This window comes from Pseudobacteroides sp. (assembly GCF_036567765.1).
In the GTDB taxonomy this organism is placed as follows: domain Bacteria; phylum Bacillota; class Clostridia; order Acetivibrionales; family DSM-2933; genus Pseudobacteroides.
Genome location: NZ_DATCTU010000074.1, coordinates 1 through 22517, shown reverse-complemented (window position 1 = coordinate 22517; position 22517 = coordinate 1). Strand labels below are relative to the sequence as shown.

Below are 22517 nucleotides of genomic sequence, written 5' to 3'. Positions count from 1 at the left end.
ACAATATAATAATTCAAGCTGTTTTGTATAGGCTTTCATGAAAAATGGCCTGTGCCATGTTCATCAACTGAAAATGAAAAAACGGGTTTTTCAAGTTTTTTCTGCACAGTAAATTTTTTGACCAATGGCTTTTGAAGTTTTGCACCTGTATTTGGATCAAGCTTCTGCACGGTGAAGTACTCACTATGAAACCCCCACTCACCTTTATTGGAAAATTGTGCACTTCCAGGGTAGTACTGCTTCCTGATACTCCGCTGTAATGGGGTTTTACATGGAACTTATAATCTGAAGAATCGTAATTTATTAGTACACCTTTTGCTTCTACTGTCATACCTGGATCGCAATAAACTGCAATGGCATGGGAAAAATTACCCTGGGGATTATATCCTTCAACTTTTTTGGGGTCATATTTTGCATCAAATACAAACTCATGGGTGGGATCAATGTTTAGTTCGGGTTCAGTGAATTCATAGGGCAAGTTGCCGATGATATGAACTACTGGAGCACTTTCTTTTTTTAGCAGCTTGGGGCCAGTAGTCAGGGCAATGCCTAAAAAAAGCAGAGAAACGACTACCGCTGCTATAACAACTAGCATTACACTTTTTTTATTAGGTTCTTTACGCTTTAAAGAGTCAAAATTTTCATCATTCATACAAACACCTCATAAATTAAATAAAAGCACATTTTAATTATATATTAGATTATAGAAGAAAATCAAATCAATAACCCGATTCTAAAAAATTCTATACCTTATTAGGTTAAGTTTGATTCAAAAAATGTCGAAAATGTGCTATATTAAATTGAATAATAATTCTTATGAAGAAGGGTATGTATATACGAATGAGGAAACGTTCAAATGTAAGAAAGAATAGTAAAAGGCTTAATAGCAACTTCTTTGTTTTTCAAGGTATTATGATATCACTTTTGATGTATCTTACCTGGGGTTCTTGGATAAAGTTTGTTTTTTTTATTGCTTTGGAGATAACTGCATATTTTGCTTTTATATATTGTTTGCTGTTAAAACAGAACGAGCAACAACGTAAGAAAAGAAACATTTACTCAAATGAAGTATATAAAAAAATGAAAGGTAATACCCAGAATATTGTTGGATCCAATGAAAATAAGGGATTAAGGGTAATGGGTAAAAATTTTGACTGGGAGATTTCAAGTCAAAGCTCAGAGCAGAAACCCATGGCTCATTCCAACTATAATCAAGATGCACTGAATAAAAATTCTCAAGCATCAAACCTGCATAATTCTGTTGGCGGATGCATAAAAAATTCCGCTAAAAGTCTTCCAAGGGAAGAAATTAAAAAATTTGTGCCCTACCGGTCACCATTTGAACCTATTCGACCAAGGGTAGAGGAGCAAAAGGAAGAGACAGATAAAGCGAGTGAACTTTTAGAGACTTCGAGTTCGGATGCTGAGGATATGAAGTTTGAGCTTATAGAATGTAAGGAAGAAAATGAAAAAGAAAATGCAGGAGATAATGTAGAAGTTAGTTTGGAAGAAGAGAATGTAGAGGAGATTATTGAGGAGAGTATAGAAGAGAATATAGAAGATAGTTTGGAGGAAGAGAAAAATAATATTCCAGTTGCCATCAATGATAAGAAAGTAATAACTGTTTACAGGCCTAGTCGTGTTGTTTCTCATAGGGCACCATGCACCCCTGTGAGCACCCCTGTGCAGTCTCGGGAAATGTTGTTGGATATGGCCGATTATGAAACTCCGGTTGAGCTGCTTAAAAAAAATGAAGTGTCCAATTATGATGAAGAAACTGAGGCTTTTATTGAATATAACTCCCACAAACTGATTGAAACATTAGCGAGTTTCGGGGTTGGTGCGAGAGTTTTAAATGTGAGCAAGGGACCTACAGTTACTCGCTATGAGCTGCAGCCCAATGCAGGGGTTAAGGTCAGTAAAATCATTAATCTGGCTGATGATATTGCACTGAATCTTGCTGCGACAGGAGTGAGAATAGAAGCACCTATTCCAGGTAAGGCAGCTGTTGGAATTGAAATACCCAATAAGAAGAATGTGCCTGTATTACTTCGGGATGTTATTGATACAAAAGCATTTCAGAATTACTCTTCCAAGCTGGCCTTTGCAGTGGGAAAGGATATTGCGGGAAATGTTGTTGTTGGGGATATCGCAAAAATGCCTCACCTCCTAATTGCAGGTGCTACCGGGTCCGGTAAGAGTGTTTGTATTAATACGCTGATTATCAGTATTTTATATAAGGCATCTCCGGCAGAAGTGCGTCTTCTCATGGTAGATCCAAAAGTGGTGGAACTTGGTGTTTATAATGGTATTCCGCATCTACTGATTCCTGTGGTTACTGATCCTAAAAAAGCATCGGGAGCACTTACCTGGGCAGTAATGGAAATGACTAATCGTTACCGTCTATTTGCAGAAAATAATGTTAGAGACTTAAGAGGTTATAATGAGCTGATAAAGGAAAGGGGAGAAGGGGAAACTTTGCCACAAATAGTTATCATTATTGATGAGCTTGCAGATTTGATGATGGTAGCTCCCAATGAGGTGGAGGATTCTATTTGCCGATTAGCACAAATGGCAAGGGCGGCAGGTATGCATTTGGTTATTGCCACACAGAGGCCTTCAGTTAACGTAATCACCGGTGTGATAAAAGCTAATATCCCTTCCAGAATTTCATTTGCTGTTTCCTCGCAAATTGACTCCAGAACCATATTGGATATGGCAGGAGCAGAAAAACTCCTGGGCAGGGGAGATATGCTGTTTTATCCTCTAGGTCAGCCAAAACCGCTTAGGGTGCAGGGAAGCTTTATTTCCGATAAGGAAGTAGAGAGAATTGTCACACATATCAAGTCGCTGCAGCATGCAGAGTACGATGAGGAAATACTACAAAAAATAGATAACCAGACAACTGAAACCTCTAAGCCGGATTCAAGTGGAGATGATGAATTACTTCCACAAGCTATCATGATGGTTTTGGAATTAGGACAGGCTTCGGCTTCGTTGATACAAAGAAAATTTAAAGTCGGATATTCAAGAGCTGCGAGAATTTTGGACCAAATGGAGGCATGGGGAGTTGTTAGTGCATCGGATGGTAGCGGCAAACCCAGGCAAATATTGATAACCAGGCAGGAGTGGGTTGAACTGAATGCATAAGGTGTAAGAGTTGCGTAAATAAATACGTCCTGCATCAAAAAAACTTAACCAGCTGTGAGCTAGCCGAAATGGCTGCGGCACAGCTGGTTTTTATTTGATTTTTCCGTAATAATCCGTTTCAATTATTTTTGCGGAGTATTTAAATTTATCAGAAACAACTCTGTTAACAGCTTTTATATAATTGCTGTCTGCTTTTGAACCGTTAGTATATTCAATGGAGTTAGATGCTGTATTAAACCTGGCTTTATCGGTTATCCAGCTTCTGTTTGAAAATATCACCAGAGGGTCGGCATCAGATAATATATCGGTGCCCATCAGAAGCCGTGAGTCATAATCAAGTCCGAACAAATTTGATAGAGTGGGTATAATATCTAGGCTCGAGCACGGCTTATCGATAATAACAGTATCCATCCCTTTTTTCCAGAGAATAAATGTGCTTTTGTACAATTCAAAATTATCTTCAACTTTATGGCCTGAAAGCTCATCTATATTTTCTTTCGGCAGACCATATGGATAGTGGTCTGCACTAATGGCAATTACTGTCTTATCCGCGATACCGGTAGCCTCAAGCTTCTCAACAAGAGATTTCATGGCAAATTCAAGCTCCATATTGCATGCTATATATGCTTTGGCTGTATCAGAGTAGGGAAGATCCTCAACGTGGGATTTATTTTTTCTTGCAATGTAGTTACCGCCGAAGCTGTAATTCAAGTGGCCGCTGACAGTCATGTAGTACGTGTGAAATGGTTTGTCGCCAATATATTCACCAGCTGTAACATCTATCATTTCAAGATCGGATTCGGGCCAGGTCTTTTTTATATTCAGTCCATTGCCTACTCCTTTGTAATCATAACCCATGTTTGGATGTGAAATATGCCTGTCATAATACTTATATGAATGGTTATGATAAGCTTTCAAAGTATAACCCAGATCCTTGAATTGGTTGCCCATTACAAATGGCATGTAGTTTTTACCGGTACGGCTGAAACTCCAAATACCGGGTTTGGGTATGAGCCCGGTACAGGCAACAAATTCTCCATCAGAGGTACTTACTCTCCAAACTGGATTGTAGAAGTTATTAAAAACAAAGCTCTCAGTTGACATTTTATATAAGGTTGGAGTCAGTTCACGACTAATGGCATAGGGTGAGAAGCCTTCAGCAGTCAAAAGAATCAGATTGTATCCCTTGAAGACTCCGGTATACTTGTTCTTTTTTGTAGGCTCAACAGTAGAAAAATATTTATGCATGTCAAGTAAAGTTTTGTTCTTCTCTTTTGAAATAATGGAATTGAAATCTATATCCAAAATATTGGCCTCATAGTTTGGTTCGGGGGTTGGAGCAATGCCTGTGGGAGCAACTTCAATACTTGGCATAGGCGTTTCGTCAATCTTGTATACAATATTTGTAACAGAGACTTCATCATCCATATCAGTCGATACAGGACTATTATCGCTGGAGTCTGATCCAAAGACAAGTTTTTTTATGTCAAGCCTCATTGTCGTCATAAGGCCCAATTTCTTTATGGATAGCTCAGGAACGTAAGATTTATAATACAACGTATACTGGGAAAAGGAGCTTTCCTTAGTAAAGTTGATACATATTATGGAATATGCGTGACTAAGTACAAAAAATAACAATATAAAGCAAAAAGCTTTTAGCCTTAATCTTATAATGGAAGCCTTCCTGATAACAAAGGGCAAAATCAGGAGAGGAACAAAAAGCAGTATGACTGCAACAATGTTTTTTAAAACAGCAGTTACAATAATGTCCCTAAACTGAAGTACATCGCCTGTCCCCGTAAGCGAGTAAAATGACATGGGAGTTTTAAATACATCATAGTATATAAGTTGAATACCGTAGGCAATAATGAGCAGAGATAATAGTGATGCAGTTACTATTTTGTTTATTTTGGAAGGTAATATGCTTGAAAGTATAAATAGAACACTGCCTGCAGATAGAGAAAATAGGGCTGCAAAGGCAAAGTCCCAACTTAAGGCTTTGAACGTCCAAAGGCTGAAAATAAGCTCGAGATAAGTTATTGATATTATGTAAAATGCCAAAACCCAATATTTGCTTAAGGGAGCAAGAGCAGCTTTAAGCTTGTTAATAATAGTTGATCTCATTAATAGTTACCTCCAGCATACAGGAATGAAGGCTAATACAACTATTATAACGCTTTTTCATGCAAATATCGACAAAAATATTTATAATATCATAGACATTAAAAAAGGCTTTAGAATTTGATGTTCTAAAGCCTTGAAGGACTATATCCAATATTAATGATTGAGCACGATTAGCGTTGCTAATTTCCTTTAGCTTACTGATTTGTTGAAACTGGCGGCTATAATAATTACATCGGCAATATTTATAGCCTTATCGCCATTTAAATCGTATTCTGCTTTATAGTTTGCGTCTCCAGGAACACTATTGAATGCTTTAGCCAAAAGTATAACATCAGCCATATTTACTACCTTGTCACCATTCAGATCAGGTCCGGGCTTAACATTTGAAGGGGATGGTGTAGGTGTATTTGTGTTTGAAGGAGATGGACTCGTGGGCGTTGTAACTACAGGTTTTGTCCCATCTGGCTCAGTACCGCCTACAAGAACGCCCGCATCATAAACACAGATATTATCTGTCTTTACAGGCTTTCCTGTCCAATTGTCCTTTTCGATGCTTAAACCTTGATGACTCCAGTCATCTGCAGGATTCCAATAGTTTTGCCAAGCGTATGTTCCCAATGCAAACTGGTATTTTTTGTTGGAATTGGCAACCACAAAATTCGGCCATTTTATTTCAACATAGTAAATCTTGTCCTTATAAAGATGAGGTCCTGAAAGCTCGGCTGCATAATCCGTTTCTGCTGCTGTCTGGTCATATAGCTGCCTCATTTCAATCTTATTAGGATCAAGAGATGTCATTCCTGTAGAATCAAAATAGTATCTTACAGAAATATTTTTTGATGTCTTTTTAACATCGGAACATACATATAAAGTTATTTCAGTAGCCTTTGGTCCGTCAGCCTGTGCTATATCAACACCAAATGCTTCTACCCAGTATGAATTACCACCGCCGTTGTTTCCAGGATCTATTATAACTTTTGGCGGGAAATCCGGAGTAACTTTCATTGAAGAATCCCCGAAGTATCTGTAAAGACCTGCACATGCTCCAACGAATGCGGCATTGTAATCTATTGTAACTTCATTGTAAATATAGTCTGCTGTAACATCGATATGTTGGTCACTGGCACCTGGTCCACCAACTAAAGCACCATAAAGTACATATTTGTGGGGAGCAGTATCTTCACATTTGGACAAACCGGATGCTGCTCTATGATGTGGGAATTTAGCTGCAATGTCGTTGTATCCTACTATATAGCAGCGATTAATCGGATTTTTTCCCATTAAATATTGCATCTGAGATTTTGCCCATTCCCCATATTTTGATGCTTTATCACCATGGTGCTTGTCGTAAACGAGGGCTACAAATTGAGTAGCTGTATTGTATCTCGCAGAACCCCATTGGTTAAGGAATGAGTATCCCCCAGGTGTTATTTTGGGAACTGTGCCGTTCATCCAATTATCTACTAATTTTGCTATCTGACTCCAGAAATCTATTGTTTCATAAGGACTTTTATTAGCAGCTTTTCTGTATTTGTCTTCAAATACCTGTCCGTCTTTATCATATAAATCGTTAATTTCAGCTAAAACACATGCTGTACCTGCCCATACATCATTCCAGCAATGTGTCCAGCAAGAAGGTGCATAATAATCATAATATTTCCATACTTCATCTAAATAGTGATCATCCTTTGTCGCCAAATAAAGCCATGAAGCAGCCCAGCAGTAATCATCCTGCCATTTGGATGAAGCATAATATCCCTTAGGACCATCATCGTTGCATTTTCTTTTTGCAGGATCGATTCTCTCGGCAAACTGAAATAATGCTTTTGCATATTTTAGGTTCTTATCTGCATAAGTAGGGTCTTCATCTTTGAAATTCAGATAGTTAATTGCAAGTGAAGCCGCAGCGGCTGTTACACAATCTGTCGATGGCAGCTCATCAGTAGCAAACCAACCCCTTCTGAACATTTCATCTACTTCAGGTGCATTCCAATAAGCGTGGTCAATATCGCCATCGCCTACTTGGTAACAAAAAGCTATGGCTTTGCCTGAGTCATCCAAATATGTACTCTTCATAAAATAATCATTAAAATACCTTAATATTGTTTTAGTATGAGCATCTTGTCCAGTGGCTTCATACTGATCTCTGAATTCGTAAAAGCCCCACCCCACAGTAGATCCTGAATACGCTTCAGGCATACCAAACTTCACGTGGTCACCTGCGTCGTGAAAGCCTCCCGAAACATCAAGCTTTCCATTACCATCCGGATCGAGAATGCTTTTATTCGCACTTATGAAACTTGCCGACATATTGGTGTTTTTAGTATCAAGCGGAAGTTCGGTATCATAAACATGGCAATCACTTCTCCAATTGTATAGGTTGTTTTCATCAACACCGGCACCACACATGTTTGCGTCATAAAAAAATTGAGAATACTGCAATGCTTTTGCATAGTTAAACTCTACATCAGCAGCATTAACATTGATAGGAGTAACTGTTGTAGCAAGTATAACAGCACTCAGAATAAAAGAACCTGCTTTTTTTGAAAAATATTTTATATTTTTCATCGTATCCCTTCCTTTCAAAAAATTAAATAAATTGACATTATTAAATTGAGCTTCTAACACCTCCATAACTTTGATTTGCTTGCTTTTTCCGTTATTGGTAAAACATGCAATGCTCGTTTTATATCTAATTAAATTATATCAGATTTTTACACTATTCTCATATGATAAGTGTTAAAAAATATACTTTTAGGCATTTTGATGTCTAGGAAATTGTGGTGCATGTTAACATATTCATAAACTTTACTATTATAGCTGCAAATTCTGCTCTTGTAGCTGTATTATCCGGCCTAAAGCTTTTATCATCATATCCTTTTATCAATTGAAGATGGGCAGCTTTTGTAACATAAAAAGCTGCCCATCTTTCTATTTTATCATTGTCTTTAAATGAAATGCCTTTAAATTGTAAATCATTATCACCCAAAGCTTTTACAATTATAACGGATAATTCCTGCCTGGTCATGTTTTTTTCCGCTCTGAATGTATTATCTTCATAGCCTTTCAATATTCCGGCTTTGCATGCCGCCATTATAGAATCCTCAGCCCAATCTGGAATTTTATCGGCAAACTTTTTATTGTATTTGCCGGATTCAAGCCCTAATATCTTTGCTATTACTACAGCTGCAGAAGCCCTGTCTATACCGCCCTCAGGCTTGAACGTTAAATCGGGATAGCCTTTTAGTACGCCCTTTTTCATCAAATCCTTTATGTAATTTTCCGCCCAATGTCCCTTTATGTCTTTAAGACTTGCCGCAAAAACAGCAGTGATATTCATATCTTCAGTCGGGTCAAAAGTTAGTGTGTCTAAGGTTTTATCGATACTGGCAATACCTTTACCTTCCCAACGTACAAATTCATATCCGTTTTGGGGAATTGCCTTTAACGTTACCGGGACGCCTTTGAAGTATGTTCCAGTCCACGAATCTGGGGTTGCAACACCAGGTGTCGTTGCTTTTATATCAATGGAATTTATCTTGATAAATCCCTTGCTGTTGCCAGAAGTCAGGCTGATTTTTGATGTTCCGGTAACGCCATTGCCGGAAAATTTATCTACTATAAATTTTCGCATATAGTTCGGTCTGTCTTTTGCGAATTTTTTTAATTGTTCTACATTTGAATTCCAATCTGAAATTCCCTGCCATCGATCTATGTGTTCAGGCATAGCTTTTTCTATTTCAGTTTTCATTTCATCAATTTTCCGATTTACCCTTGCAGAATCAAAGGAGGTATTAATGACATCGGCAAAACGGTTTATAAATTGGTTTCTGAATTCGGAATTCTGAAGCAATGTCTTAAACAAGAATACTGCCCAATCAAAGTTTCTTCCCCTTCTAACACCCTTTTCATTTTCTTCTTGAGGATTTGGGACAGGTTGGACTTGTGTTGGTTGAACTACTACTGGCTGCGTTCCACTTGCCGGAGCAACTGATGGCACCACTGGTGTAGGTGCAGCAGTTGGTTGTACTGCCGGTATAGTTGGCTCAGCAGCATATCTTAATGTATCGTGTGATGAATCCCTTATCAATCCGAAACCGAATTCCGTATCCTTCAGAGCCCATCTCCATCTTCCGTCCTGTCCTGCTGGGGCATCAGGATGGTACCTTCCATCATCTGTTTTGTATTTCCATGCAATTACATTGTTTCCCGGCCAATCTGAATTGGCGAAGTAGATCTGTGACAATTGGTAATCAATAAAGTTATCAACATCCATCTTTGTTTTTATATTTTCATAAACTTTATTGTCTGTTATGGGGTTTGCTTTTAAGTACTCTATAATATCGTTTAAATAAGTATTTTTGTCTTCTTCGTTTCCTTCATTAATTTCAATTGTTTCCTTTGAACTTAGCTTCCATGAAAGTATGGCTAACTTATCTTTATCAAGATTATAATGAGATGCAAAATAGTATTTGTCAAAACGCTCACGGATATTGTGTATTCCCCAGAATTCACCGTTTAAGAACATCACTGACGGCCGATAAGCCTGAGTGCTTATATTAAGGTGGGAAACAAGACTCTGCATCAATCCGTCTCTGAACATTGTGCTGCTCCAGTCATTTCCAGAATTTCTGAGCAATAAACGCTTAAAGTTTTTTATCTTGTTTCCTGCGGCATCTTCCAATCCAGAAAAAATATTATATTGGAAAGTATTCTTATCGTCATAGTCTCCACTTGCGTATATCCTCAGCGACTTTTGAGGGTATCTGCTTGAAGATTGACCATGTAACTTTGCACCAGCATATTGGGAAAACCATAAGCTTCCATCTGTGTCGTAGGCCTCAATATGAATAGGTACTGGAGAGCTGTCTGATGTTTCTGGAGATTGTGAATTATTAGTTAGGTATATTCCTTTTTTGTTATCAAAAAAATTGGGTTTGTCTGTAACAATTGATATAATGGGAAGTTTATATCTATTAAAAATATCTGAATCTATAAAATATGAATTGCAAACAATTTTACTTTTTACTCCCTCGGCATTAACGGTAACAGCCTTTATTGTCCACCCCTTAAATACTTCACCATTTGGTGGTTTCCATTTGCTGGATGTTGATATAAGAGAAAGTTCATTGGGATTTCCCGCTCTGCTCATTATGGGAATGCTTTCTGTGTACTTTATGGTTCCTACAGCCCCAGGTATTGGATCTGATCCGTCAAGAGTATAATAAACCGCCTGGCTTGTACTTAGAGCATGGTTTGCGTCTTTTAGCGAATCAGCTGTGCTTAAGGCAAGATAAAAAGGCTCCCTGTAAAGCCCACCTTCTCTTGAAAAAACAGGTGGCTTGATAAGTAAAATGCTATATTTATCAGCTTTAGATAATGCTTTTGCATATCCGACAGGGAAAATTGTTGATGTAATAACCAATGATAATAAAATGCATAGTAACTTTCTCAATACCTACTCACCCTTTCAGGACAAACTTGCTTGGGAGCTAAATGTCGTGGGAGATTATGATGTATGATACACCATAATTTCTCACGACAGCGATCTATAATCCTTTATTACCAGTAACCGTAATACTCATACCAATCATACGGAGCTGGAGTGGGTGTTGAGGTAGTGGGTGTTCCTGTTGCCCCATCAGGAGTTACGGTAATTGTTCCATTTACGCTATAGTTCAGGAGCTGATTTGCATCCCAATCGGTTACCAATGTGCCGTTAATTGCTCCAGGCATGGTTTGGCAGTTTTCTAAGCCTATTTGCGTAGCTTGGTTTTTGAGAATTCTAAAATATATAACACCTATGGAACCTGAAGATTCAGAAACTTCAGAGTCTTTATATGAATTAACTGCCAGATAAGTTCTTCCAAAATTTAGAATGCCCTTTTGCAGGTCATGTAATGCAAAATCCACCGGTATATAGTTTTTAGTTAACAGGCTTCCTGTTTCAACCGGGGATTGAGAATCATACTCCGATCTATCGGAGTATACAGGCTTAAGAACTTGAGGATCATATGCAAGATTTGCCTGGTATCCTGAAAAATTAGCAATGTTCTTTATGTAAAGAGTTACTTTAAGCATATCGGACGATACCTTGCTGGAGTCAATGTATAATCCATCAGCTTCAACGGTTGGAACCGGAGTAAAAGTTGGCGTGGGCACGGGTGTGAATGTCGGAGTTGCTATTGGTGTTATATTCGGCGTAGCATAAGAGGTACTAGTAGGTGATGGAATTATTGGGGACTGAACCGGAAATATTTTGATCATACCCAAAAGGTGCTGACGCATATAGGCATAATCATCAGAATCGTATTGTCCATTGCCATCAACATCTGTAGTTGCCGGGACCTTATCTTTACTTATCATACCCAGCATGAACTGCCTGAACAATGCATAATCATCAGAATCAAAGTCCAAATCGTTGTCAAAATCACCGTAAACTAATGCTTGTGAGCCAGGTAACGCGAATGCCGATAATAAAACAGCATTGATAAGAATAAAACTGATTACCAGTAAGGCAATTGCCTTTTTTCCTTTCATTGTAAAACCTCCTAATAGTAGTGTCTTTTGATACCATAAAAACTGGAACAAATCCTTGTTAGGTTATTCCAGTTCTTAGGGTATTTTTTATGATTGTATTAGAATGAGAACAAACATAATATTGTATTCTTAATGGTTTAGCAGCTATGTTTTATTACCATTAATAGTTGTCAAAATCATACCAATCAGGATCATACCAGTCTGGCTCCGGAGTAGGAGTAGGGGTAGGAGTTGCAGGTGCCTTAGTAGGAGTAGCTGGTGCTGTAGTAGGTGTTGGAGTTGTTAAATCATACCAATCATCTGTTGGAGTAGGAGTTGGTGTTGCAGATACCGCAGTAGGACTAAGTGTTGAAGTTACAGGTGCAACAGTAGGAGTAGGTGTTGGTGTTGAGGTAGCTGCCGGTACTGAAGAATTAGTAGTAGTTGTTGTTGTAGAAGTCGAAGGGGTAGAAGTTACAGGTGCTGCAGGCACTGGAGTTGTTGGAGCAGCAGTTACTGCAGGTGTAGTTGTTGCTATAGCAGTAGCTACAGTAGTAGATGTTGCAGGTGCAGTAGTTGGAGTTGCTGCAGCCATATCTACCTCAGCCTGTCTGAGTTTTTCATTCCAGTCAACCTTAACGCCTAAAGCATCACCCAATACCCTCAAAGGTAAAAATGTTCTTCCTTCAACTACTATTGGTGGATTTTTGGAATTAAATACTTCTCCACGCACCATAACTTTAAATGTTGCTTTGGTTGCCTTCCAGCTAGCCTTTTTCCAGATGGCTTTTTCAGATTCTGATAGCTCTGTCTGGGTATTTGTTGTATCATTTTTTGACTTTTCAGACATTCCCACTTCAGCCTGATTTAACTTTGCATTCCATTCAACAGAAACTCCTAATACCTCTCCCATTGCTCTTAAAGGCAAAAATGTACTTCCTTCAACAACAATTGCAGGGGTGGCAGAAGAGTAAACTTCTCCACGTACCATCACTTTAAATGTTGCTTTTTCTGCTTTCCAGGTTGTTGGACCTGAATAAGCCAACATGGCAGTGGACAATACACATAAAATAACAAAAATACTTAACAACCTTTTCATAATTAAATACACTCCTTTTAAAATTTGTAGTAAATTTTACTTATTAGATTTACGGCTCTTAATGAAGGTTATAAAAGCCGGTAAAGTTGTTACGACCACAATACCGACAATTACGAAAGTAAAATTGTTCTTAACAGCCGGTATACTACCAAAGAAATATCCCAAAAGCATGAACGATACTATCCAGGTAATTCCTCCAATGACGTTGTATGCAGAAAAACGGGCAAAACTCATTTTACCTATACCTGCTACGAAAGGTGCAAACGTGCGAATAATAGGGAAGAACCTTGATAATATGATTGCCTTACCGCCATGTTTATTAAAGAAGGTGTGAGTTTTATCTATGTGTTCCTTCCTTACAAGACGGATTTTTTTAAATTCAAGGATCCTGTTTCCGACAAATTTTCCGATAAAGTAGTTGGTTGTATTCCCCAATACAGCAGCGGTTAATAAAAGTATAAATGCCAGTTTCATGTTCACACTGCCGTAAAGTGCACCCAATGCAAAAAGGAATGAATCCCCCGGCAGGAATGGTGTAACCACCAATCCTGTCTCACAAAATATAATTAGAAATAGAATCATATAGGCCCAAGCACCATAATTCTGAAAAATCTCTGCAAGATGCTTATCAATGTGCAGAGCAAAATCAATTAACTGTGTTACTATTTCCATTAAATACTATCCCCTTTTTATGGCTATGGAGTCTTTGACCTCTATTATTTTGTGATATATAATATATCACTTATGTTGCGTTCGCCGCCAAGAGACGGTTTATTTATTACATTACCATTAAAGTACATATTTGATGATCCGCCTCCGTCAAGATTAAATGCTTCTTTGCAACCTAAGTCATAGAACATTTTTGCAAACTCATCCAATGTGGCACCTTTACTATATCCAGGGTTCCTTCCATCTACTACTATGAAGACAAAGTGATTTGGTTCTATCATTCCGATTCCGGTTCGGGGATTCGGACCTTCTATTGGTCTTCTTGCTGCCGGGCTGGAACTGTTGATATCAATTACTACATTTACAAAAGGAGACTGCAGATTTCCAGACTTCACAAGTGCAGGACCAAACGAAATGGCTTGATACACCCCATTTGCCAAAAGATTCGCTGATGAATTGCTGGTTTCGGTATATGATTCCATAGTACCGTTATTATAGATAGCTAAACCTGTGCGGAACGGAACATCTCTGTACAACACTCCGTTTCTAATTTCAATGCCATCTGTCCTAAACCCATAGTACGAGCCGTTAATGGCAAAAAGTGCATTGTTTTGTTCAGCCATATTTGATGTTGTATCAGTAATATTCCTTCCGAATGTGTTTTTGGCAAATGCAGATTTTATATCGGATCCTTTGCTTACTTTTATATCAGCAACGTAATATGTAATCAAGTCTTGCCCGGTACCTTGTTCATACTTTTTAATATGTATGCTTTTATCGGGGCCTACATAGTTCATGTCGTCAAGCATAATGCTTGGTACAGGCGTATTTGTTGGTGTAGGTGTGGGAGTACTTGTAGGAGTATTAGTAGGTGTACTGGTTGGAGTAGGTGTAGGGGTATTAGTAGGAGTATTAGTAGGAGTATTAGTAGGAGTAGGTGTAGGGGTATTAGTAGGAGTATTGGTAGGGGTATTAGTAGGGGTATTAGTAGGGGTATTAGTAGGTGTATTGGTAGGTTTGGGAGTATTTGTATATGTTGGTCTTGGTGTTGAGACCTGTACAACCTTATAAGTGATATCATTAGGATAGTCTAAACTTGTTTTATTAAAGTTTTTAGCCACTCCGACTACGTCAAGCATATTTACAGAGTTATCGCTGTTTATGTCACAAAGCTGATTATAATTTGTATCTGACTTAGTTGTATTATAAGCCCTAGCAAGTTGGGCTATATCTTGCATGTTAATGGAAAGGTCCCCATTAAAGTCTCCTGCCCAAATATCAATGGGTAAATTTCCAGCCGATAAAACAATACTATTGGTAACCGGTATGTTGGATATCTCCCTTGTCAAATATCCCGGCTTGGATATTGTAAAAGTATAGGCCGCAGCACTGCTCATCACATCCTTTATCTCAAAGTATCCTTTTGAATCAGTCAGGCCTGGAAATTCGTATCCGTCAGTAGCAACGGTAAAACCGGAAAGCATGGTAGATGCTGAACCTGTCTGATTTGCATGAGCAGGCTTAATATAACCTGATACGGTATTACCACCTTCCGCACTAACCTGTTGGCACATAATACCAATTAACATGGTAAGGATAACGACCAAAACCGGTGCTACCTTTTTTACTCTTCTGTTTGACATTTGTACGCTCCCCCTCATTAAAAATTCTCATTTATATATTTTCTTATATAACTTTTAATCCATAAAAAGTGGTTAATCCAGATTATGATGGTGTCAGTGTTATATCGTTATCCTTTTTAAAGACAAAAAGCTTTTGTATAGTATAACTCATGGTAAAAAGAGTGAGTTCCGTCAGCACCTTTGCCAGGACAAGGGGCATATGGATTATTTCTATGAAAAATTTCATCATGCAATAATTCAAAAGCATGATTACAAGTGCCAATCCGAAATACTTAGGTGCAGACTGCTTATCGGATGTATTTTTTGCATCGAAAACAAAAATTTTATTTACTGAATAGTTAAAAGTTGCACTTATTATTCTTGCCGGTACAACGCTAAAGAACAGAGTGTCGGTAATTGACCTAAATATTACTAACAAAACAAAGTCAATTAAAAACGATAAAATAGATGAGCTGCAAAACTTCAATATCGGTAAAAGAACACTGATAGAATCATGGATTGGTCTAAAATGCGTCCCCTTGTTATTATTGTCATAAATTGTGGCAATGGGAACTTGTTTGATGGATATGCCTGATTTTCTTGATTTAAGCAATAAATTCTGCTCATACTCAAACCTTTCGCCATTTACCGAGCACAACCAAGGCAATAATTCACAAGGGTAACCCCTGAGTCCTGTCTGCGTATCATTGAGCACTATGCCGGTAGCCATCTTAAAAGTAAAAGCAGAAACACTATTCCCAAAACGACTCTTAAATGGCACGTCGCCTTCAAATTGCCTTACACCCAAAACCATTTCAGGCGTGTCGTTATCAATGGAATTAGCCAAATTAATAATGTCGTCCACATGATGCTGTCCGTCCGAATCGGCACATACAACCTTATCAGCTTCACAATTTGAGTGAATATAGCTAAAACCTGTTTTAAGTGCAGCACCCTTTCCTTTGTTTAGTGGATGATGCAGTACTACGCATCCATTTTCTTCAGCTTTATCAAAAAGCTGTCTATAGCTGTCGCCGCTGCCGTCATCTACAATTAAAATCTTACAATCCGTTTTTTCTTTCAGCTCCAAAACAAGTTTCAACATTTTCTCTGTAGGCTCATATGCCGGGATTAAAACAATCATTGTCTTCACCTCCATACAAATTTGATAATGATAATTATTTATTATTTAATATAAATAATGTCGCTTGTACCGCGTTCTTTTTCTTTGCCTCCCGGCTTGTTGACGCGATTACCCATGAAATACATTGTTGCGGAATAACCTCCGTCTAAATTGTAGGCAGTTTTGCAGCCCAGGCCCAGAAACACATTAGCGAACTCTTCCAGTTCCATGCCCTTTGAGTAGCCTTTGCTCCTGCCGTCTACAACTACAAATACAAAATGGTTTTTATCAATCATACCGATTCCGGCTCTGGGATGAACTCCCTGTATAGGATGGTTGCCAAAGTTTGTATCAACCTCATAATTAGCAATATCTGTACCCATTTTACCGTCAGCCACTAAGGCAGGTCCGAAAGATATGGTATGCCAGACACCGCTTTTAAGTAGCTCTTCGCCTGTAGTTTGTTTTTCGTTATAAATCTTCATGCTTCCGTCTCTGTAAAAGGCAAGGCCTGTTCTTGCAGGTTCATTCCTGAAGAGCATACCGTTTCTAATCTCAATACCGTCTTTTCTAAACCCATAATAGTCACCGTTTATAGCAAGAATCGCATCATTTTCTTTTGCAATAACAGAAGTATATTCGATTATATTTCTGCCAAATTTATTCTTGGCGAAAGCTGACTTCATTTGGGTAATGTCAGTAAGCTTTATATCAGCCACATAATACGTCACTATGTCGTCATCCTTACCTGTGACTGCTTTTTTGATATCGATAGTCTTGCTGTCGCTTTTGTAGCTTGTATCGGTTGCAGTATATTTTTCAGGCCCGGCAGCCTGTTGGGTTTCAGGTTTCTTGCCTGGATTGTCTCCTTTTGGAGTTGCTTTGATGATACCGCTTGGAGTCGCTTTAACAGCACTACTCGGAGTTGTTTTAAGAGTTACACTTGGAGTTGCCTTAAGATTTCCGCTTGCTGTTGCTTGAAGAGTGCTGCTTGGAGTTATCAGGATAGTACCGCTCGGAGTTACTTGAAGCTCTCCACTCGGAGTTGCCTGGAAATCTCCACTTGGAGACACTGTAAAATCTCCATTTGCAACAGGTACTTTCATCTCGCTTAAATCTATTTCAACATGTTCAATTAAATACCTGTCTGCTGCCCAATAGGCGATTATTCCGATGATAAGTAAAAATACTCCTACAGATGAAATAATTATTTTAGCCTTTTTTGATAACTTTTTTTTCATTTTTGATTATCCTCCTAAAATGTTGCAATGAACTAAAATAAACATTTGGATGGCTTTATACGTATATTGCATCAACCTCCCTATTGTCCAATTTAACTCCCGTGAAAACATGCGGGAACTGACTTAAAGTTTATTTACTAAGTCTCTGCTTTTGAGCAAGCAAAAACTTATATTCACATAAAAAATTCTTTGAACATATCCATAGTAAAAATCAATTATAAATTAAAGATCGCGTTATATTTATACATAGCTAAATTGGTTTTTAAGTCTTAGAATTCAAGAATATGTAAAAAATATACCAACTCTGAATTTGAGAATGTAAAATGATCATTGTAAAACATAAAGCTAATGTTTTGAACGTATTTTTTTGTAAGTATAAAACCATAAAAAAGAGCTTGGCCAGGATGTAAATTTCAGACACCTGAACAAGCTCAACAGGAAAATTTTCAAATGAACAAAATGATTTTAATATATCCTTTTGCCCAGCTCGGTATATCCTTATCGCCTTTAAATTTGGTGCTGCCTTCTGATGGATTGGGTTTTAAAGCTTTTGCAATAATTATGGACAATTCTGCCCTGGTTATATTATTGTCACGTTTAAAGGTTCCGTCCTGATATCCGTAAATAATATTGTTTTTAATTAATTCAATGATCTGATCTTGAGCCCAATGCTTCTGTTAAGAAAACATATACTATCTGACGTACTATTTGCTAAAACAATGTCTGGTATTTTATCTCCATCAAAGTCTCCTGCTACAGCTTCAGTGAGTTTGGTTCCAGTAGCAAAGGTTTAAATACTATGAACCAAATCACTAGGGTGTAAGCCTGTAAGATAATTTATTGCTGGATAAACAGAACTTCTGCATATGCAGGATTGGGAAAATTGATGGACATAAGCACAATACAAAGTACCATGCAAAATATTTGTCTTCTCATAAAATCTCCACTTACAATAAAAAAATATTTTGTATGCATATTTTATACACATAAAGATAATATCAAAAGGCTCTCCAATGGTGCAACATGTTAAGCTAACATCTTCTTTATTTTACCTGTAAGTAACCATTTGTGAAGGAAAAATAAATTGCCAATGCATATCAAAAACCAGTTTTTTGAATTGAACAGGTGGTCCCTAACAAACTTTATATCCTCTAAAGTTATATTATTTACCCTGCTTACCCACTCTTGCAAATCATCTGCAAAATTCTTATCAAGAATTAACTCTCTTTCATTGTACCAGTATGCGGCATATGCGTTATTCTCCATCATTAAAAACCGCTTTTTGATAAATCTCATTTTTTCCTGATGTAAAAATTCTTCTGAATAATGCTCGTTTCTGAGTTGAGCTGAAATTTCTATTAGAGATTTAAGAATTTTGTGTAGTTTATTAGGGCGAAGGGAGATTATAATATCCATCATCCCGAAATTGTGGGATAATGTTAATGTATTTGATAGACTATATATTAGTCCCTGCTTTTCCCTCAGGTGTTCAAACAATTTTGAGTGAGTACCATCGGAAAAAATATCAGCCATAAGCTCTAAGCATTCTAGCTTTTCCGTCATTAGTGAAAAGCAAGGAATACATAATAGTATGCCTCCATTGTAAGGGTTTTGATATGATTTTAATTTTGGTCCTTGTTCTTTTAAAAAATCTCTTTTGTGGATTTTGGGATTTACAGACGTATTCTTTAACATAGAAAATCTATCTTCTATTTCTTTTATTACTATGTCTTTATCAAAGCATCCAACAATTGAGATCACCATGTTATCTGTACAGTAATAATTGTTATAGAAATCAAACAAATCATCCAGTGTAATTTTCCTTATTGAGCTTTTTTTGCCTATAATATGATTTAAACTTTCTTTAACGCCCAACATTTCAAATTTTATATATTGAAAAGAGTTTTTGCCGTCTTCTCCTACATCATTCATTTCTGCTATAATAATTTCCTTTTCTATCTCTAATGCATCTGCATTTTTTTTAAAGTTACATAGAATTTTTGCTAAAACATCTATGGATTGAATAGCATCTTCCTTATGAACATTAATTTCAAAAACAGTATTATCAATACCTGTGAAAGCATTTATTGAACCGCCGTATTTTTCTATATTCTTGAAATGGTAGTTGCTGTCTTCTTCATCCTGTTCCCGAAAGAGATAATGCTCAAGAACATGTGCCATCCCTTCCTTCCCTTTCGGATCATTTAATGCTCCGGCACCTACCATGCAGCAAATAGAAACTGATTGACTGGAATCTCTCTGGTCTAGCAATAATCTTAACCCATTACCAAGAGTAATTTTTTGTCTTTTAAACATAAATCACCTCAACAAAACTTTACTTACATACTAGTTTACTAGTTTATTTAAATTGTATCATTTAATAAAACAAAAGGCTATTGGAGGATGTCCAATAGCCCTAGGTCATAGAAAATTTCTATTATATATTTAACTTTACTATTATGAATTATATTTAGAAGTGTAAGATAGAGAATCTAAATTAACGTATATGTGCTGGAAACGCAGGTGAAACAACATAGACAGTTGAAACCGATTTATTATCCAAGCCGGTTAAGTTAAAGGAGTCAACTGTAGCTCTTGTTTGTGCATATGGGTAATTCACGAAAGAATAAACAGCATTATATGTACTGTCATATCCCGATGGTGTAATTGTAAATGTTTTGCTTCCTTGAATTATTTTAGGCGATACGGTAGTGGTTCCACTTGAAGTTTTATATGTAAATGTTGGAATCTGATATCCTGTAGCTACAGTAGATTTGGTGGAAATGTATGACATTGTCTGATAATCATCGGATTTCCCAACTGGTTTTACGTATGAAAAAACAGCACGAGTTACAGAAGACCATGAGTAAACACAATCTCCACCGTCGATTTCAGTTGTTCTGCCTACAGATGAAATTGTTCCTACAACAGCATCGTAGAAAGTCATGGCTGTTCCAACCACAGGAATATTTCCTCCAATTTCGCTTGCAGTTACTTTTATCAGGTTCATTAGTCCAGCTTGCCATTTGTAACTTGTGCTAATAGCTCTTGAACCGTTATTCTTTAAATTTGAGTCTTTGGTATTTGCATCTGCAATTAATCTTTGTACCTCATAGCTTTTTCCGTTATAGCTGTATGTGGTTCTATAAGAAGACCAGGTTACATTTGTAGAGGGGGGAACATCAACATTAGGAGTGATTATACTTTCTCCGGTTTTTGATTTTTTCTTGCTAAACTTTTTTAAAACATCCTTTGTTGAAAGTTTTTCAACACCAAGGCTCTCTAAATCTTTCTCAATCTTTTGGATTTTTTTGCTGTCAACCTTCTTTTCCAATAATAGCTTATCTTTGGCATCAAATAATTTTTCAATTTGATTATATCTTTCTACGTCAGTATTAGTTTTTGCTGCAAGTGCTCCTGCATTAAATGATAAGGCCAATCCAAATACCAACATCCAGCTTGCAATTTTTCTTCCTGTCTTATTTTTCATAATAAAATTCCTCCTATATTTTGATTATCTATGGGTATTTAACTTTAAGGCAAATGAAGTTTAAAGTATATGCATAATGCAAGGTTTGCAATTATTCAATCTATTAAGTTGTAATAAAGCTTGTCTGCTATAGGGCTTCCCAAACCGGTTACAAAGTCGTAGTGACTATCTGCATTGTTAAAAGCATCTAAACCGTTGGAACCGAAAGTAATATCTCTAAAGTATTTGGTATATTTTTTTCTATCAGCCAATTGATATAATTTTTCCTGCAGCTTTGATATCGGTTTTTTTCTATTTTGATTAACAAGGGCAATAAAAGCACCCCAAGCTTGGGTTCCGAAGCTTGTACCGCATGAAGTGGTCCATCCGGTTTTACTTGAGTAGATAGATATCCCTTTGCCCGGGTCAGCAAAAAATGATACATCTGGAACAGCTCTGTAATTGTATGATTTGATGCCATACTTTTTCTGATATTCGGGCTGGCCCACAAAGCTGCTTATCCCACCGCCGGAACCGGACCAAGCAATTTCATCTTCTATTAAATTTCCGCGGGCAGTCAATGAAAAAGTGGTTCCCCCCACAGCTAAAACATTTTTCGATACCGCAGGCCATTGTACATCGGCACCATTATTTCCTGCAGATGCAACATAAACCGTTTCCTGATCTTTGAAACATCTATCATATTTATACATATCAGAAAATTCGCTGCATCCCCAGCTCATGGTAACTATATGGGCACCTTGTTTAACTGAATGGTTTACGGCACTCGCAAGATCATCTTTCGACTCTGATTTTGCCACAACTAGCAATATGGTGGCATTAGGAGCAAGTGCATGTGTCCACTCTACATCCATGGAAGTCTCAAGGACCCAATTATCATCGGTTTTTGCAGGTTTTCCATCTGGATAAAAAACTTGCAGCTCACCTGACTTTAGATTGAATCTATCATTAAATACCCTAAGGTCCTTTTCTATAGTTGGGTTCCCATAAGCAACAATAATGCCAATTTTTTGTCCTTTACCTGTTGCACTGATTTTGTTTATTCCATACGCCTTTTTTATTTGAGACGGTTCATAGCCAGGTAAGTCATAACTGGACTTTTTCTTATCAAAAATATTAGTGCTTATAGATGGCTTTATTTTATCATTTCCATTAGTTTTAAAAGCTCTATTTATTCCTAAACAGGTAAAAGTCAGCAATAGGAATACTATACCGAGAATAATCGCTTTCTTATTCATTAAAAAACTTCTCCTTGAAACATACACTTTCTTTACAGCATCAAATATCAACTATTGCTTTAAAACTACTTTTGTATAGGTTTCACCTCCTGCATTTAATTGGTATGCTCTCGGAAACTCCGAGGGCTTTATTTATCTGACTTTTGAGAGTTAAATTTTCTTTTTCACCCCCACAAATCAGTTAAAATTTTATTAAAATTTCCAGCTATAATTTCCACAATTATACTAATGTGGTATTGTAC

At 37.3% G+C, this 22517-nt stretch carries 13 protein-coding genes and 2 pseudogenes; 1 reads left to right on the top strand and 14 read right to left on the bottom strand.

From position 1 onward, the window contains the following. Window positions 1-13: 13 nt before the first annotated feature. Window positions 14-652: a hypothetical protein gene (locus VIO64_RS10575; protein ID WP_331917914.1), complete on the bottom strand. Its 639-nt coding sequence runs from the start codon at window positions 650-652 to the stop codon at window positions 14-16. Window positions 653-1728: 1076 nt separating this feature from the next. Here VIO64_RS10575 and VIO64_RS10570 point away from each other — a divergent pair. Beyond that, window positions 1729-3150, top strand: a pseudogene (locus VIO64_RS10570) (DNA translocase FtsK); the annotation flags it as partial. A gap of 90 nt (window positions 3151-3240) precedes the next feature. Here VIO64_RS10570 and VIO64_RS10565 read toward each other — a convergent pair. The 13 genes and pseudogenes from VIO64_RS10565 to VIO64_RS10510 all read right to left on the bottom strand — a co-directional run bounded on the left by VIO64_RS10565 (window position 3241) and on the right by VIO64_RS10510 (window position 22275). Continuing rightward, on the bottom strand, window positions 3241-5274 hold the full coding sequence (locus VIO64_RS10565) for an LTA synthase family protein (RefSeq protein ID WP_331917912.1): 2034 nt from the start codon (window positions 5272-5274) through the stop codon (window positions 3241-3243). A gap of 189 nt (window positions 5275-5463) precedes the next feature. After that, entirely contained in the window at window positions 5464-7842 is a 2379-nt protein-coding gene (locus tag VIO64_RS10560) for a glycoside hydrolase family 9 protein (RefSeq protein ID WP_331917910.1), read from the bottom strand. Between the two features lie 202 nt (window positions 7843-8044). Further along, the gene (locus VIO64_RS10555; RefSeq protein ID WP_331917908.1) at window positions 8045-10729 is read right to left on the bottom strand and encodes a CotH kinase family protein; all 2685 of its coding nucleotides are present in this window, start codon (window positions 10727-10729) and stop codon (window positions 8045-8047) included. Window positions 10730-10836: 107 nt separating this feature from the next. After that, complete coding sequence (locus VIO64_RS10550; RefSeq protein ID WP_331917906.1) at window positions 10837-11814, bottom strand: cohesin domain-containing protein; 978 nt, start codon at window positions 11812-11814, stop codon at window positions 10837-10839. A 160-nt stretch (window positions 11815-11974) separates the two neighbouring features. Continuing rightward, the gene (locus VIO64_RS10545) at window positions 11975-12892 is read right to left on the bottom strand and encodes a copper amine oxidase N-terminal domain-containing protein (protein WP_331917904.1); all 918 of its coding nucleotides are present in this window, start codon (window positions 12890-12892) and stop codon (window positions 11975-11977) included. Window positions 12893-12928: 36 nt separating this feature from the next. Next, entirely contained in the window at window positions 12929-13564 is a 636-nt protein-coding gene (locus VIO64_RS10540) for a DedA family protein (RefSeq protein ID WP_331917902.1), read from the bottom strand. 44 nt (window positions 13565-13608) lie between these two features. After that, window positions 13609-15204: a phosphodiester glycosidase family protein gene (locus VIO64_RS10535; protein ID WP_331917900.1), complete on the bottom strand. Its 1596-nt coding sequence runs from the start codon at window positions 15202-15204 to the stop codon at window positions 13609-13611. Between the two features lie 82 nt (window positions 15205-15286). Further along, a complete protein-coding gene (locus VIO64_RS10530; RefSeq protein ID WP_331917898.1) occupies window positions 15287-16327 on the bottom strand; it encodes a bifunctional glycosyltransferase family 2/GtrA family protein in 1041 nt (346 codons plus the stop codon). A gap of 41 nt (window positions 16328-16368) precedes the next feature. Continuing rightward, a complete protein-coding gene (locus VIO64_RS10525) occupies window positions 16369-17547 on the bottom strand; it encodes a phosphodiester glycosidase family protein (protein ID WP_331917896.1) in 1179 nt (392 codons plus the stop codon). Window positions 17548-17993: 446 nt separating this feature from the next. Then, a pseudogene (locus tag VIO64_RS23080) lies at window positions 17994-18209 on the bottom strand (S-layer homology domain-containing protein); the annotation flags it as partial. Between the two features lie 364 nt (window positions 18210-18573). After that, window positions 18574-19863 carry a pitrilysin family protein gene (locus tag VIO64_RS10520; RefSeq protein ID WP_331917894.1) on the bottom strand — a complete coding sequence of 430 codons (1290 nt, stop codon included), beginning with the start codon at window positions 19861-19863 and terminating at the stop codon, window positions 18574-18576. A gap of 181 nt (window positions 19864-20044) precedes the next feature. Next, window positions 20045-21037: a hypothetical protein gene (locus VIO64_RS10515; protein ID WP_331917892.1), complete on the bottom strand. Its 993-nt coding sequence runs from the start codon at window positions 21035-21037 to the stop codon at window positions 20045-20047. Between the two features lie 95 nt (window positions 21038-21132). Continuing rightward, window positions 21133-22275 (bottom strand): S53 family peptidase, encoded by a 1143-nt coding sequence (locus VIO64_RS10510; protein WP_331917890.1) that lies wholly within the window; start codon window positions 22273-22275, stop codon window positions 21133-21135. Window positions 22276-22517 lie beyond the last annotated feature (242 nt).